The organism is Mycobacterium sp. ACS4054, from assembly GCF_001667275.1.
In the GTDB taxonomy this organism is placed as follows: Bacteria; Actinomycetota; Actinomycetes; order Mycobacteriales; family Mycobacteriaceae; genus Mycobacterium.
On the sequence record NZ_LZHV01000073.1, the window covers coordinates 1 to 14,960 of the forward strand.

The following is a 14,960-nucleotide window of genomic DNA, read 5'->3' on the forward strand; positions in this document are numbered from 1 at the left end:
GGTCACCGTGCTCGCGGTCGGGGCGGGCGCGGAGGCCGGCGCCGAGGCGGGAGCCGCGGCCGGGGCGACGGTGGGCGGCGACATCGCGACGGCCGGCATCGGGGCGGGCATCGGGGCGGGCGCCGGGACCGGCGCCGGCGCGGCCGCGGTTTGGGGCAGGGCGGCCAGCCCGGCCAGCCCCGTGAACCCGGCCACGGCGCCGAACGGGGCCGCCGCCAGCAGCACCGCCGGCGCCAGCAATTCGGGCTGGCTGGTGAAGATTTCGAGGATGTGCGTCGGCCAGTCGAACAGGATGAGCTGCACGATGTACTGGAAGGCCAGCGCAGGGTTGTGCACCAGGTAGTAGCCGAACTGCTGGAAGTCCTCGAGCAGTTCCAGCGCTCGGACGACCCAGAAGATCGGTTCTCCCGCATTGGTGTACGCGTCGTAGGGCAGCCCGTTGACGGTGCCCTGCGCGGGGTCCCAGTTGATGCCGAGATTCCTCAGGATGTTGGCGATGAAGTCGTCGAGCGGGTTGTCGATCGTGGGGTCGTGGATGTCGCCGCCCGAGTCCCGGGCGGTGGCGTCGGATTTCACGATCGGCGGCGCGGGATCGGTGGGCGGGGTCGCCGCCACCGCCGCGGTGGAGACCGCCTGATAGGTGCTCATCGTAGTGGCCGCCTGCACCCACATCCGCGCGTAATCGGCCTCGTTGAGCGCGATCGGAATCGTGTTGATGCCGAAGAAGTTCGTCGCCACCAAGACCCCGTGCACGGTGTGGTTGGCGGCCAGTTCCGGCAGCGTCGGCATCGCGGCCAGGGCCGCGGTGTAGGCGACGGCGGCGGTCTCGTGTTGGGTGGCGGCCGCCGCGCTGTGCGCGCTGGCCTGCGTCAGCCACGCGAGGTAGGGCGCGTGCGCGGCCGCGTAGGACTCCGCGCTGGGTCCCTCCCACGCCCCGGCCTGCGTCGCGGCCACGATGCCGCTGAGTTGCGCTGCGGCCGAAGCGTATTCGGTGCTCAGCTCGGACCATGCCCCCGCCGCCGCCAGCAGCGACGCCGGACCGGGGCCGCTACTGAGCAGGGCGGAGTGCACCTCCGGTGGCGAGGCCATCCAGATCGGCGCCGTCATAGGTACTCCTCGGACTGGAGGGCTTACCAGGCAGAGGAGAGCTTAATGAATATGATTTTCGTTATCAACTCGGCGCCGGTCGTCGCGCCCCCGCGCTACACCAACGGGCGCCCCGTCCTGATCCGGCGGTCGAGGTCGATGAGCAGGACGTTGAACGGGAAGCGCCGGACGAACCGCGGCAGGCGGCGGTTCACCAGGGCCAGCGCCGCGATGAGCCTGTCGAAGCGCCGTTGCTTGTTGGCGTCCCAGGGCAGCCGCATCTCGTCGCGAAACCGTTGCGGCAGAAAGCCCGTGGTGATCAGCAACGCCAAGCTGTCCGAGGCGCGCTGCAGCCGGCGCGGCAACGTCAGCCCCCGGATGCGGTTGGCGGCGATGGGATAGAGGTACTCGCGCACGGCGTCGTCGATGTGCACCTTGGCCAGCGACTCCTGCCAGTACCGGTCGAACGCCGCCCGGTCCGCGGGCCACATTTCCGGCGGCACCTGCAGGGTGGTGGCCAGCGCCATGCCCTCGCGGTAGTGGCGATCCGCGTCCTCGCCGTCCAGCTCGCCGACGAACATGCGGTAGATGTCGACCCCGCCCTTGTACAGGCAGGCCCCCACCCACAGCTGCAGGTCGGGGTCGAACGCGTTGTAGGACACCGGGCTGTCCGGGGTGGAGTAGACCTGCGCGTGGGCCCGGTTCACCGCCCGGCGGAAGGCGTCCTTCTGCGCGTCGGTGCCGTTGGTCGCCACCGCCAGGTAGGTGAAGGTGGTGCGCGCGCGCTTGATCGGGTGCAGGTCGACGCGGCCGCTTTCGACGCGGCTCTCCATGACGCCGTATCCGACACCGGGGCGCGCCAATTGCATGATCACGTTCGCAGGGCCGGCCAGCAGCGCCACCCCCATCAACCCCTCGTCGATGCCGAGCCCCCGCCGGCGCCGACGCGCGGGGGACTGCCGCGGCGGATCGGTGATCGCGCGCTCGACGTGGCGGGCCGATTCGCGAACGGCGTCGGGTATGGCCATGGTCAGATCCTCCAGCGGCGCCTTCGCTAATCTGCGAACGCCCGTTTCCTGATATTGTCGCGTCGCCGCGTTGGTGTCAAGATGGTTCGCATGAACCCGTCGGGCGCGCGGCCCTACCGCGGCGTCGAGGCCACCCAGCGGCTGGCCACCCGCCGCAACCGGCTGCTGGCCGCGGGCCTGGAGTTACTGGGCGCCGAACAGCAGAGCGTCGCGGCGGTCACCGTCCGCGGCGTGTGCGGGCGGGCCGGGCTGGCGGCCCGGTACTTCTACGAAAGCTTCGCCGACAAAGACGAATTCGTCGCCTCCGTGTTCGACTCGGTCGTCGCCGAGCTGGCCGCCACCACCCAGGCCGCGGTCGCGGCCGTGCCGCCGGACGAGCAGACCCGCGCGGGCATGGCCAACATCGTGCGCACCATCGCCGACGACGCCCGGGTGGGGCGCCTGCTGTTCAGCACGCAGCTGGCCGATCCGGTGATCGTGCGCAAGCGCGCCGAATCCAGCGCGCTGTTCGCCATGCTGTCGGGCCAGCACGTCGGAGCCGCGCTGCGGATGCCGGCGAACGACCGGATCAAGGCCGCCGCGCACTTCGTGGTCGGCGGCGTCGGGCAGACCATCAGCGCCTGGCTCGCGGGTGACGTCCGGCTCGAACCGGACCAGCTGGTCGACCACCTGGCCGCGCTGCTCGACGAACTCGCCGAGCCCGACCTGTACCGGCTGCATTCGGCGGCCGAGTCGCGAGCGGACTCCTGAGCCGCGGTCTCAGACCGGGCTGACGGCGGGCCACCCGGTGGTGGCGGTCAGCGAGAAGTCACGCATTGCGCGCGAAATGTGTTGCCGCAACTGCTCGTTCGAGTTCGGGCGGCCCAGCTCGTAGGCCAGGAAGGAGACGAACACCCGGCCGTGCACCCGCCCCGACAGCAACGCCAGCGCCCCGTTGGTGCTGTACATCGTCGCGGTGGTCACCCCCGGGTACACCGTCTTCATGGCGAAGTGGTCGGCGTCCGTGCCGTCCGGCCGGTTGACGGCCGGGTCCAGCGACCCGAGGTTGGATGACACCACGGTGACCGCGCTGCCGGTGACCACGCCGATCAGTCGCCGCATCACGCGCTTGGGGATCAGCGGAACCAGCGGCAGCAACGCCCAGCGCTCGTCGGGCTCGTCCTGGTGCCGGGACAGCGCGTCCCTGATACCGGCGCGGATCTCGCTCAGGTCGGTCGTCGCGGGCGCGGGGTCCACCGTGATGTCGACGTTGACGACGGCGTTGGCCCGGGTGTCGCCCGGCGTGCGCTCGTTGACGGGCATGCCCACGTTGACCGTGCCGTCGGCGGCGACCCGGCCCACCCGACGGGCCAGGTGGGCCGCCAACCCCGCGAGCAGCGCGTTGCTGGTGCCCCCCAGGGCGCTCGCGCGGGCGTCCCACTCGTCGGCGTCGACGAAGACCGTCGCCATGGGGAGCGTGATGGGCTCGTCGGGTCCGGTGGGCGGCGCCGGGCGCTTCTTGGCCCCGCCGGGGGCGGCGCCCCGGCCGGCCCGGGCCATGCGCGCCGCCGCGAGCACGGCGCGGCCCACATCCGTTGTGTCGCGGGCGGTTTGGCGCGCATCCTCGCGCAGCGCCCGCCACCGCGGCCGCGATCCCGCCGGCGGCCAGTCGATCGCGTCGTCGCGGCCGCACGCCGCGTCCGCCAGCGCCTCGCACAGCCCGACGCCGTCGGTGAGCGTGTGGGTGACCACCAGGCTCACCGCCGTGCCCCCGTCGGTCAGCGGGAGCACCGCAAGGTGCCAGCCGGGCCCCCGCTCGGCGTCCGGCCGCCTACCCGCCTGCTCGTCCAGCCAGGCGTCGACGCCGTCGCGCGGCCGGGGCGTCGCGACGATCTCCAGGTCCGACTGGTTGGTGGGGGCGACCCAGCGGTGCCGGCCGAACGGCAAGGGGGACCGTTCGATGCGGCGGCGCAATCGGCCCCGACCGAGGTGGTGGTAGAAGGCGCGCAGGCCGTCGAGGTCGACGGCGCGGTCGTACACCCAGATCGTCTGCACCACACTGGTGGTGGCCGTCGCCCGCTCACCGAGGAAAAGGGTCTGGTCGGCCAGATCCAGCAGGTTGCTCACGCCTAGGCCGCCTCGTCGTCGTTGCGGGTGGGCGCGTCCGCGCGCGGCTCGCCGGTGGCCGCATCGATGGCGCGGGCGAAGGTCTCGCCCAGCGTCGCGATGTAGCGGTCCACCGACTCGCGCGCGATCGCGTTGTCCGGGAAGGACATCGTGACCGTGGTCTTTTCCGCGTGCCGGTTGATCCACATGTTGATCCCGCCGTGGGACAGGCTGTCGCCGTAGGTGCCGAAGTTGGTCTCCGCCCACAGCCCCGCGAGCGGTATCTTGCGAAAGTCGAGGAAAGACAACATCATCGGCAGGCGCGTGGGCAACTTGATGCCCAGCTCGTCGGGCGTCGCCAGCTCGATCAGCCGCTCGACCGGGACACCGGCGAGGTCCTTGGCCGCGTCGAACGACTTCTGCGCGGCACGGGCCGCCTCGGCGAAGGTGGTGCCGCCGGTCGGCACCGTCACCGGGACCAGGCTGGCGAACCAGCCCACGGTCATGGTGTCGACGCCCGGCGTGCGGGTGTCGCGGGCCGTGAACCCGTGATAGACGGCCCCGCCCGTCAATTCCCGCTCGGCCAGCGCCGTGCAGGCCAGCACCCCGCCGATGAACCGGGCACCGGCCGCGCCGCAGGCGGCGTCGAAAGCCTCCGTCTGCGCGGCGTCCAACAGATCGACGGTCACCAGGTCACCCCTGCTGCTGGCCCAGGTGTCCCCCAGGGGCAGGGGGAAGCTGGGCCAGTCGCCGTCGGTGTCGCGTGCGAACGCGATCCAGTCCTTGATCTCCGAAGACGACAGCGTCAGCCCGGCTACCCGTTCGCGCTGCCGGGCGGTGTAGTCCCGGTAGCTCGTGGCCTCGGGCAGCGCGCTCGGCTGCCGCCCCCGCGCGAGTTCCTGATAGGCCAGGTGGATGTCGACGAAGATGACGCCGGCGGACAGGCCATCGATGTGCAGGTGGTCGACGCTCGCATAGAACGTGAAGTAGTCGGCTTGCTGGACGACGCCGTAGGTGAAGGAACCCCATTCGAGCGTTCCGGGGGTCGTCGTCAGGACGTGGGTGCGCACCTCGTCAACGGTCTGGTGCCCGAACGAGACGGGAACGAAATCGATCAGGGCGGGGTCGTCGAGCGCGTGGCGCACGATGACGCCGTCGTTGAATTCATACCAACTGTGGTAGGTGTCGTGCCGGCGGACATGCGCGTTGACCGCCGCAGTCATCGCCGCGATGTCGCACGTGCCGGGAATGTCCCAGGACACGATCATCAGGCGCGGTAGCTCCCGGTTCATCGCCCTGCCGTGGAAGGCCGCCCAGAGGTGTTGCGCCTGTTGGTAACTCGGAGCCAGATCGCTTGGTTGCGCGGCGCGGGCCGCCGCATGCGACGACGGCGTGGCCGTCCACATGGTGAGCGGACCGTGGGCCGGCTGCCATTCGTAGATGTTACCGAGTGCGACCATTGACTCAGTCCTCATTCCGTGCTGCGGACGTTCTGGCGCGGCGTGGGAGGAGCCGAGAAGCCGTGCGGCGAAGGACTTTCCGCGCAGCATGAATCCAGTTATGTGTTGGGATTCTTCGACGCGCGCGTTGGGCTGAACTTACGGCGTCGCTTGCACCCCCCTGTGTCGCTGCTATTGGACGGTAGTCGAGGAAGGGGGCGTTCACCCGGTTTTTCCAAGATTCGCAATTTCGTGTGTCGCCGCCGTCGTGGCAGTAGTGTGCTCTCCTCGCGCCAGAGCGGCGGGCCAAACCCGCACGGCCTCAGGGGAACAGCGGCAGCTGCCAGAGGTGCATCTTGGGGTCCAGCAACCACAGCCGCATCATGGTGAGCCGGATCAGCCGCTGCGCGCTGAAGATCATGAAGGCCGCCAGCGGCAACTCGATCAGCAGCGCAGTGGCGATCGACAGCCACACGTCCTTTCCCCCGGCGGTCATCAGGTCGAACCACGCGTCGCAGATCAGCAACACCCCGGTGGTGAAGGCGGCGGGGACCAGCAGTTGGCGGCGCAGGTATCCCAGCGTCGCCGTCGCCACCATGAACGACACCAGCAGAATGTCGAAGCCGACCCAGGTGAGGGGCCAATTGTGGGCGACGTAGTTCTCCGGCAGCGTCACCGACAGGTACCCCAGCCACGGCACCATCGCCATCGAGCCGCCGACCATCAGGCTGAGCCGGATGCGCCGCACACGGGCCAGCAGCGCCGGATCGATCAGGTCGCTCAGCGGTTGCTCGAGCCGTTTGATGAGCAGCCGTCGCTGATCGGGCGTGAGGGCCGCGATCTGTGCGTCGGTGAGGATGCCGTCGGTCATCAGCGACCGGCGGCCACCGGGGGTCGGCGATCCGCCGCCGTCTTCGGCACGGCCTGCGCGTCGCTGGTATCGAATTCCTTGACCCAGCAGGCGAATTCGAGCGTAATGCCGTCGGGATCCTGGAAGTAGAACGACCGCACGTACACCCCGGGGTGCACCGTCGCGGACACTTGCATCGGGCTCTCGTCGTGGTTGAGCACCGGGCCGACCCGGACCCCTTTGTCCTTGAGCCGCTGGCGGTAGGCGTCGAACTTCTCGGCCGGCACGTGGAACGCCAGGTGGTTCATGGTGCTCACCGCGCTCGTGATGTCGCCGATGCCGGGGATGGCGCCCGGCGACGAGATGCCCGGCACCCGGTCCGGGGCGTCGGCGAACCAGAAGAAGGCGACGCAGTCACCGTTGCCGGCGTCGAAAAAGAAGTGCTGTCCCTGCCCGCCGGGCAAGTCGAGCGACTTGATCAGCGGCATGCCGAGGATGTTGGTGTAGAAGTCCACGGTGCGAGCCATGTCCGAGCAGACCAGCGCGACGTGGTTGATCCCGCCGAGTTCGAATTCGGTGTTGGTGTTGTGCGGCTTGATCATCGCGCGGCTCCCCTCGGTCCCCGGCTTGGAGTCCTGGCCAAGATGTAATTCTGAATCTAACATCAGCTTCGAGTTTTCTTTCGAAAAGTTCATCGCCAGCAGGGCCGCTGAAATGACTCTTCACACCGGTGCCGCAGGGGTGGTCCGCGAGTTCGTCGGGCTACCGTCGCGCACTGCCGCGCGCGCCGGCGCCGGTGGGCATCCCTGCCAGGGGCTGTACCACCGCGGGGTGGGTCGCAAGCCCAAGGTGGCGATGATCGCCACGCACTACCAGATCGACTTCTCCGAGCACTACCTCGCCGACTACATGGCCACCCGCGGCGTCGGCTTCCTGGGCTGGAACACCCGGTTCCGGGGCTTCGAAAGCAGCTTCGTGCTCGACCACGCGCTGGTCGACATCGGCGTCGGCGTGCGCTGGCTGCGCGAAGTGCAGGGCGTGGAAACGGTTGTGTTGCTTGGTAACTCGGGTGGCGGCTCGTTGATGGCCGCGTATCAGTCGCAGGCCGTGGAGCCGAACGTGACCCCGCTGGACGGGATGCGGCCGGCGGCGGGCGTCACGGAATTGCCGGCCGCGGACGGTTACGTGGCCACCGCCGCGCATCCGGGGCGGCCCGACGTGCTGACGGCCTGGATGGACGCGGCCGTCGTCGACGAGAACGACCCGGTCGCCACCGACGCCGACCTGGACCTGTTCAACGAGCGCAACGGGCCGCCCTATTCGCCGGACTTCCTCACCCGCTACCGCCGCGCGCAGACCGCGCGCAACCACGCCATCACCGACTGGGCCGAGAAGGAGTTCAAACGCGTTCGCGCCGCGGGGTTTTCCGACCGCCCGTTCAGCGTCATGCGCACCTGGGCGGACCCCCGGATGGTCGACGCCACCATCGAGCCGACCAAGCGGCAACCGAACATGTGCTACGCCGGCCCGCCCGCGAAGGCGAACCGGTCCGCGCACGGGATCGCCGCGGCCTGCACCCTGCGCAGCTGGCTGGGGATGTGGAGCCTCCGGGTGGCGCAGACCCGGGCCGAACCGCACCTGGCCCGGATCACCTGCCCCGCCCTGGTGATCAACGCCGACGCCGACACCGGCGTCTTTCCGTCGGACGCCCAACGGATTTTCACCGCGCTGGCCGCCGCCGACAAGACGCAGGCATCGATCGACACCGACCACTACTTCGCCACCCCGGGCGCCCGCAGCGAGCAGGCCGACATCATCGCGAAGTGGATCGCCAAGCGGTTCCGCTGAGGCCCCGTCACCTGCTGACCCCTGTGGTCAACCAACCGACCGGTTGTTAGTTTGGAAGGTGCTTGGCCGAGACGGAACTCGAAAGCATGGGAAGGCGACCAATGCCGATCGCTATCACTCCTGAGCATCAAGACCTGGCCGATTCGGTGCGGTCCCTGGTGGCGCGCATCGCGCCGTCCGAGGCGTTGCACGCGGCAATGGAAACCCCGATCGACAATCCCCCGCCGTACTGGCAGGCGGCGGCCGAGCAGGGTCTGCAGGGCCTGCATCTGGCCGAGTCGGTGGGCGGGCAGGGCTTCGGCATCCTCGAGTTGGCCATCGTGCTGGCCGAATTCGGCTACGGAGCGGTGCCCGGGCCCTTCGTGCCGTCGGCGATCGCGAGCGCCCTGATCTCCGCCAACGACCCGAACGCGAAGGTGCTTTCCGAGCTGGCGTCCGGCGCCGCCATCGCCGCCTACGCGCTGGACTGCTGCGGGCTGACCGCCACCCGGCACGGCCCCAACGACGAAACGCTGGTGCTGCGCGGCGAGGTGCGCGCGGTTCCCGCGGCGGCGCAGGCGTCCGTGCTGGTGCTCCCGGTCGCGATCGACAGCGGCGAGGAATGGGTGGTGCTGCGCGCCGAGGAGCTCGAGATCGAGCCCGTGAAAAGCATTGACCCGCTGCGCCCCGTCGCCCACGTGCGGGCCAACGCCGTCGAGGTCGCCGCCGATGCCGCCCTGTGCAACCTGAGCATGGCGACCGCGCACGCGCTGATGACGACGCTGCTGTCCGCCGAGGCGATCGGGGTGGCGCGCTGGGCGACCGACACGGCGTCGCAGTACGCCAAGATTCGCGAGCAGTTCGGCCGGCCGATCGGCCAGTTCCAGGCCATCAAGCACAAGTGCGCGGAGATGATCGCCGACACCGAGCGGGCCACCGCCGCGGTGTGGGACGCCGCCCGCGCCATCGACGAGGCGCGGGAAAACGATTGGGACACAGCCGGTTCCCACGTCGACTTCGCCGCCGCCGTCGCGGCGACGCTGGCGCCGGCGGCCGCTCAGCGGTGCGCGCAGGATTGCATCCAGGTGCACGGCGGGATCGGCTTCACCTGGGAGCACGACACGAACGTGTACTACCGAAGGGCGCTGATGCTGGCCGCCTCCTTCGGCCGGGGTTCGGAGTACCCGCAGAAGGTGGTGCACACCGCCACCGGCACCGGCATGCGGGCCGTCGACATCGACCTCGACCCCGACACCGAGAAACTGCGGGAGGAGATCCGAGCCGAGGTCGGCGCGCTCAAGGCGATGGAGCGCGACCAGCGCAAGGTCGCCATCGCCGAGGGCGGCTGGGCGCTGCCGTACCTGCCGAAGCCATGGGGCCGCGCCGCCGGCCCGGTCGAACAGATCATCATCGCCCAGGAGTTCACCGCCGGGCGGGTCAAGCGGCCGCAGATGGGCATCGCGACGTGGATCATCCCGTCGATCGTGGCCTTCGGCACCGAGGAGCAAAAGCAGCGATTCCTGCCGCCGACCTTCCGCGGCGAGATGATCTGGTGCCAGCTGTTCTCCGAGCCGGGCGCCGGCTCGGACCTGGCGGGACTGAGCACGAAGGCGACGCGAACCGACGGCGGCTGGCGCATCACCGGCCAGAAGATCTGGACCACGGCGGCGCAGCTGTCCCAGTGGGGTGCGCTGCTGGCCAGGACGGACCCGTCGGCGCCCAAGCACAACGGAATCACCTACTTCCTGCTGGACATGCACAGCGAGGGCGTCGAGGTGAAGCCGCTGCGCGAGCTCACCGGCAACGCGATGTTCAACACCGTCTACATCGACGACGTGTTCGTGCCCGACGAATGCGTGCTCGGCGAAGTGAACCGGGGTTGGGAGGTCAGCCGCAATACCCTTACCGCGGAACGGGTTTCGATCGGCAGCAGTGAGGCGAACTTCCTGGCCACGCTGGGGCAGTTCGTCGACTTCGTTCGCGAGGGGCAATTCGACCCGGTCGCGCAGCACCGGGCGGGCCAGTTGATCGCCGAGGGCCACGCCGCAAAGGTGCTGAACCTGCGCTCGACGCTGCTGACCTTGGCCGGCGGCGACGCCATGCCGTCGGCGGCGATCTCCAAGCTGCTGTCGATGCGCACCGGGCAGGGATACGCCGAGTTCGCGGTGTCCTCGTTCGGCACCGACGCCGCGATCGGCGGCACGGACGAACCGGCCGGCATGTGGGGCGAATACCTGTTGGCCAGCCGCGCAACCACGATCTACGGGGGCACCTCCGAGGTGCAGTTGAACATCATCGCCGAGCGGCTGCTCGGGCTTCCCCGCGATCCCTAACGCGCGCTTGGGCTTTGGCCCTGGAGAGGGCCATGCCGACCTGAGGGGTGGTCAGGCCGGCATGGGTCCCCCAAATCCCGTGGGCCGGTCAGCCTAATGTGGATCGGCACGCCAAGGCTGACCGGTTACCACGGGAGGTGGTTCACCACCACCAGTTCCACCAGTGCCCGGGTGCCCAGAATCCGCGGTTGCCCGATACCCAACCACGGTGGCCTCCCCCGCCCCATCCGTGGCCGCCGCCCCATCCGGAGCCGCCATGACCCCCGCCTGGCCGGTCCGGAATGATTCCGGGTCCACCGGGCGCGCCGTGCGGACCGGTGGTGGTGAAGCTGGTGTGAGTTCCTGGCACAGGAGCGGCGTGGGCCACGGGGCCGGCACCGCACAGCAGCGCCCCGGCCATCGCGGATGCCCCGACCGCGCCCACCGCCGCGTGGCGCAGCGGTCGTGACGAGATCATCATCGCCAGCTCCTTCCAGGACCCATGAAACCAACGTTAGCTAGAAGTTTCCCGGCAAACAACGCGACTATGCATTAATTATGCTGTGAATTATGTAACATATGACAAATGAATTTATATTTCACCTGAGTTCCATAAATCAGGATATTGCCCAATACTGACTAGAGGACTCAACCAAATTAGCTGTTCAAAGCCGATCTACTGACATACGGATCTCCGCTATTACGTATCGGCGGATTGTCTGAATTACGCATAACCGAGCCGCGCCGAACGCCCGCGGATCCTGCCATGGAGCGGGCGTGATTAGCAATTTATGGACGTTTGCTGGAGTTTTCCGCCGTGGGGCCGGTGGCCGCGAACGCCCGCGCGGCACGTTTGGGCCGGGGGCGCGACTTACGGCGCCGTCGGTGGAAGAATCAGTATTGACACACTCGAGCGCTGATTTACTGATTGGCCACTCACCGGAGGACGACCGCCGCAGTGAACTTCAACCCCAGCCACATCGGACCCGGCGCGGGCACGGTGAGCGGCCCCGCGCCGTCGGCCGGCCCGTCCGGAGACGCCGCGCCCACCGAGCGCCTCACCGGGCTCGGCCAGCAGAGTCCCCAGCGGATGGTCGGCCAGCCCGCGGCCGGACAGGCCGGACGGGGTCAGCGGACGCGGCGCACCGTCGACCTCTCGGCGGCCACCCATCGCGCGCTCGACATCTGGCAGCGGGAGGCGGCCGATCGGCTGGGAGTCGCCCGGGTGACCGGACAAGAGGTCCTCACCGCGCTCATCGACCAGCTTCTGGTCGACCCCAAGCTCTCGGCACAGATCACCCGCGCCATCAAAGACCGGCGCTAGCCCGCGGGGCTAGTCGATTTCCATCTCACGCAGCTCGCGTTTTAGGACCTTGCCCGTCGGGTTGCGCGGCAGCTCGTCGAGGAAGATGACTTCGCGCGGCACCTTGTACCTGGCCAGCTCCTCCCGCACGTGCTTTTTGAGGGTGTCCTCGTCGACATCGGAGCCGTCCTTCTTGACCACGAAAGCACGCAGCCGGTGTCCCCACTCCTTGTCCTCGACGCCGATCGCGGTGGCCTCGACGACGTCGGGGTGCCCGCTGAGGCAGTCCTCGACCTCGGCGGGGAAGACGTTCTCGCCGCCGGAGACGATCATCTCGTCGTCGCGGCCGCTGACGTACAGCAGCCCGTCCTCGTCGAAATAACCCACGTCGCCCGAGGACATCAGGCCGTCGACGATCTCCTTGTGCCCGCCGCCGGTGTAGCCCTCGAACGGGAAGGCGTTGCCGACGAAGATCCGCCCGACCTCACCCTGCGGCTTCTCCTTACCGTTGTCGTCGAGGATCTTCACCTTCACGCCCTTGACCACCGGACCAACCGTCGCGGCGTTCTTCTCCAGGTCCTTCGGCCCGGCGATGGTGGCGAACGCGATCTCGGTCGAGCCGTACATGTTGTAGATCACCGGACCCAGGTCCTTGAGGGCGCGGGTGGCCAGCTCGGCACCCAACTGCGATCCGGAGATGAACACGATCTTCAGGCTCGACAGGTCCGGCTTTTTGTCCATCTTCTCGATCGCGTCGACGATCCGGGACAGCATCACCGGCACCACGACCATGGCCGTCACCTTGTGCTTCTCGATGTCCTCGAGCACCAGCGGCGGCTTGAACTTGCGCCGCAACACCAGGGTCGAGCCGAGGAACATCGCGATGGTGCCGTGCAGAAAACCCAGCGCGTGGAACATCGGCGCGGGCAGCGAGGTCACCTCGTTGGCCTTGAACGGCACGTGCGACAGGATCCCTCCGATCGGCGCCAGCGTCGGCGGGGTGCTGCGGTTGGCCCCCTTCGGCGTGCCGGTGGTGCCGCTGGTCAGGATGATGATCGACGAGTGCTTGCTCGCCTTCGGGGCGGGCTCGGAGCTGCTGCGCTCGATCAGGTCGGCCAGCGTCTCGTCCTTGCTGCCCGACGGCTCGTCGGCGTCGGGGTTGGTGCCCAGCGCGCGCAGGAAGCCCAGTTCCGGCTCGGCCTTGCTGACGGCCTTGGTGTACTCGTCGTCGTAGATGATCAGCTTGGCGCCCTCGCGCTCGGACACCTCCTTGATCTGCGGCCCGGAGAACTCGCTGTTGAGCAGGATGATGCGGGCGCCGACCCGGGCTGCGCCGAAGTAGGCGATCAGGAACCAGCGGGTGTTGCGGGCGAGGATCGCGATCCCGTCACCGCCCTTGACGCCCATCTCGATGAGGCCGTTCGCCACCGCGTGGGCGGCGTCGTCGAGCTCTTTGAAGCTGAACTCGCCGTCCTCGTCGATGCAGGCGGCCCGGTCGGGATGGCGTCGGGCGTTGAGCGACGGCAGCATGCCGAACTCGCCCCACTTGTAGATGTCGTTGGCCATGGCCGCGTAGTTCTGCGGCGGCTCCAGCCGGAACGCGCCCGCCTCGAAGATCTTCCGCACGTAGTGCAGTTCCGCCGAGCCGCGCTCCAAGTACTGCTGAACCTTGGCAACCGCCTGCCCGGGCAGGCCAATCAGATTAGGCATGAATCCCACCCTATGTGACGTCCGTCGCATTACCAGGGGTATGTACCCATCGACTTACGATGATGAACATGACCGGTCCGGCGGTACTGGAAGTGGCCGGACACCGGGTCACCATCACCCATCCCGACAGGGTGGTTTTCGGGGCGCACGACGGTTCGGGGCCGCACACCAAGTTGGACCTGGTCCGCTACTACCTGTCCGTCGCCGACGGGGCGCTGCGCGGCGTCGCCGGGCGGCCCATGATCCTCAAACGCTTCGTCAAGGGCATCACCGAGGAGGCCGTCTTCCAGAAGCGCGCGCCGCAGAACCGGCCCGACTTCGTGGACGTCGCCGAACTGCGCTACGCCCGGGGCACGTCCGCCGCGGAGGCCGTCATCCACGACGCCGCCGGCCTCGCCTGGGCGATCAACCTGGGTTGCGTCGACCTCAACCCGCATCCGGTGCTGGCCGACGACCTCGACCACCCCGACGAACTGCGGGTGGACCTGGATCCGATGCCCGGGGTCTCCTGGGGGCGCATCGTCGACGTGGCCCTGGTGGCGCGCGAGGTGCTCGAGGACTACGGCCTGGTCGCCTGGCCGAAGACGTCGGGTTCGCGCGGCTTTCACATCTACGCCCGGATCGCCCCGCGGTGGGAGTTCCGGCAAGTCCGGCTGGCCGCCCAGACGGTGGCCCGCGAGGTCGAGCGGCGGATCCCCGACGCGGCGACCAGCCGCTGGTGGAAGGAGGAGCGCGGCGAAGAGGTGTTCGTCGACTTCAACCAGAACGCCAAGGACCGCACGGTCGCGTCCGCGTACTCGGTGCGGGCGACGCCGGACGCCCGGGTGTCGACGCCGCTGCGGTGGGACGAGGTCACCGAGCGCCGCCCCGAGGAGTTCACCATTGACACGGTGCCCGAGCGGTTCGCCGCTCTGGGCGACCCGTGGGAGGGCATGGACGACGCCGTCGGTGACCTAAACCGGCTGCTGGTGCTGGCCGAGGAGATGGGCCCTCCGGAGCGGGCGCCCAGGGGATCCGGCGCCAGCTTGGCCGGGCGGCGCAGGTCGGTGATGCCGCTCATCGAGATCGCCCGCACCAAGACCAAGGACGAGGCGCTCGCCGCGCTGGACACCTGGCGCGGCCGCTACCCGGACGCGTCGCGCCTGCTGCAGCCGGCCGACGTCCTGGTCGACGGCATGCGCGGGCCGAGTTCGATCTGGTACCGGATCCGGATCAACCTGCAGCACGTGCCGGCCGACCAGCGGCCTCCGCAGGAGGACCTGATCGCCGACTACAGCCCCTGGGAGGGTTACGGCGGCAGGCAGCGCCCGTGAGGCCGCG

12 protein-coding genes are annotated in these 14,960 nt (G+C 69.1%); 5 read left to right on the forward strand and 7 right to left on the reverse strand.

The genetic code is table 11. The features are described from left to right. Positions 1-1,107, reverse strand: a 1,107-nt coding sequence (locus A5730_RS22840; RefSeq protein WP_067905593.1) for a PPE family protein, incomplete at its 3' end; no start/stop codon positions are given. 95 nt (positions 1,108-1,202) lie between these two features. Further along, complete coding sequence (locus A5730_RS22845; RefSeq protein ID WP_067905595.1) at positions 1,203-2,114, reverse strand: oxygenase MpaB family protein; 912 nt, start codon at positions 2,112-2,114, stop codon at positions 1,203-1,205. An 81-nt stretch (positions 2,115-2,195) separates the two neighbouring features. Here A5730_RS22845 and A5730_RS22850 point away from each other — a divergent pair, with 81 nt between their 5' ends. After that, positions 2,196-2,864: a TetR/AcrR family transcriptional regulator gene (locus tag A5730_RS22850; RefSeq protein ID WP_067905597.1), complete on the forward strand. Its 669-nt coding sequence runs from the start codon at positions 2,196-2,198 to the stop codon at positions 2,862-2,864. Positions 2,865-2,873: 9 nt separating this feature from the next. On the opposite strand, the gene A5730_RS22855 is transcribed toward A5730_RS22850, so the two are convergent. The 4 genes from A5730_RS22855 to A5730_RS22870 all read right to left on the reverse strand — a co-directional run bounded on the left by A5730_RS22855 (position 2,874) and on the right by A5730_RS22870 (position 7,090). Beyond that, positions 2,874-4,220, reverse strand: coding sequence for a hypothetical protein (locus A5730_RS22855; RefSeq protein ID WP_067905599.1), 1,347 nt, complete (start codon positions 4,218-4,220; stop codon positions 2,874-2,876). A gap of 2 nt (positions 4,221-4,222) precedes the next feature. Then, positions 4,223-5,659: a condensation domain-containing protein gene (locus tag A5730_RS22860; RefSeq protein ID WP_067905601.1), complete on the reverse strand. Its 1,437-nt coding sequence runs from the start codon at positions 5,657-5,659 to the stop codon at positions 4,223-4,225. 301 nt (positions 5,660-5,960) lie between these two features. Next, positions 5,961-6,509: a hypothetical protein gene (locus tag A5730_RS22865; RefSeq protein ID WP_067905603.1), complete on the reverse strand. Its 549-nt coding sequence runs from the start codon at positions 6,507-6,509 to the stop codon at positions 5,961-5,963. Beyond that, complete coding sequence (locus A5730_RS22870; RefSeq protein ID WP_067905605.1) at positions 6,509-7,090, reverse strand: VOC family protein; 582 nt, start codon at positions 7,088-7,090, stop codon at positions 6,509-6,511. The genes A5730_RS22865 and A5730_RS22870 overlap by 1 nt, the downstream gene beginning before the upstream one ends. Positions 7,091-7,202: 112 nt before the next feature. Between A5730_RS22870 and A5730_RS22875 the strand changes: the two genes are divergently transcribed. The 3 genes from A5730_RS22875 to A5730_RS22885 all read left to right on the forward strand — a co-directional run bounded on the left by A5730_RS22875 (position 7,203) and on the right by A5730_RS22885 (position 11,951). Then, positions 7,203-8,336 carry an alpha/beta hydrolase gene (locus A5730_RS22875; RefSeq protein WP_067905607.1) on the forward strand — a complete coding sequence of 378 codons (1,134 nt, stop codon included), beginning with the start codon at positions 7,203-7,205 and terminating at the stop codon, positions 8,334-8,336. Positions 8,337-8,437: 101 nt separating this feature from the next. Beyond that, positions 8,438-10,648: an acyl-CoA dehydrogenase gene (locus tag A5730_RS22880; protein WP_067905609.1), complete on the forward strand. Its 2,211-nt coding sequence runs from the start codon at positions 8,438-8,440 to the stop codon at positions 10,646-10,648. A 937-nt stretch (positions 10,649-11,585) separates the two neighbouring features. Beyond that, entirely contained in the window at positions 11,586-11,951 is a 366-nt protein-coding gene (locus A5730_RS22885; RefSeq protein WP_067905611.1) for an ATPase, read from the forward strand. Between the two features lie 9 nt (positions 11,952-11,960). Here A5730_RS22885 and fadD2 read toward each other — a convergent pair whose 3' ends face one another. Beyond that, the gene (gene fadD2 / locus A5730_RS22890; protein WP_067905734.1) at positions 11,961-13,640 is read right to left on the reverse strand and encodes a long-chain-fatty-acid--CoA ligase FadD2; all 1,680 of its coding nucleotides are present in this window, start codon (positions 13,638-13,640) and stop codon (positions 11,961-11,963) included. Positions 13,641-13,699: 59 nt separating this feature from the next. Here fadD2 and A5730_RS22895 point away from each other — a divergent pair, with 59 nt between their 5' ends. Continuing rightward, positions 13,700-14,953 (forward strand): DNA polymerase domain-containing protein, encoded by a 1,254-nt coding sequence (locus tag A5730_RS22895; protein WP_067905613.1) that lies wholly within the window; start codon positions 13,700-13,702, stop codon positions 14,951-14,953. Positions 14,954-14,960 lie beyond the last annotated feature (7 nt).